Source organism: Pseudomonas sp. AC463 (assembly GCF_979253585.1).
This window is the reverse complement of the sequence record NZ_CEEDDZ010001021.1, coordinates 1-246: the sequence shown is the minus strand read 5'-3', so window position 1 is coordinate 246 and position 246 is coordinate 1. Positions and strand designations below refer to the sequence as shown.

General features: G+C 69.1%; 1 protein-coding gene. It reads left to right on the top strand.

Annotated features, from left to right (window positions below; genetic code table 11):
- Positions 1 to 17 precede the first annotated feature (17 nt).
- On the top strand, positions 18 to 246 hold a 229-nt coding region (locus tag AC0IYH_RS33330), incomplete at its 3' end, for a hypothetical protein (protein ID WP_471838694.1).

The window sequence follows — 246 nt, the reverse complement described above, 5'->3', positions numbered from 1 at the left end:
CGGCCAAGGCGGTCGAGATGTATTACACGGCGATAGCGACGCGCGTGTCGATCGGCCGCGACGTGCGCGCCGCCGACAGTTTCGACATGGTCGTCGAGCGTGAACGCGCCGCCACCGGCGAGACGCGGCTGGGCGACCTGATGTTCGCGGGGTTGAACCGCGGCGGCAAGCCCATCCGCCTCGTCCGCTGGACCGCCAATGGTGAGCGCAGCGCCGACTGGTTCGACGCATCGGGTCAGGCGGAAA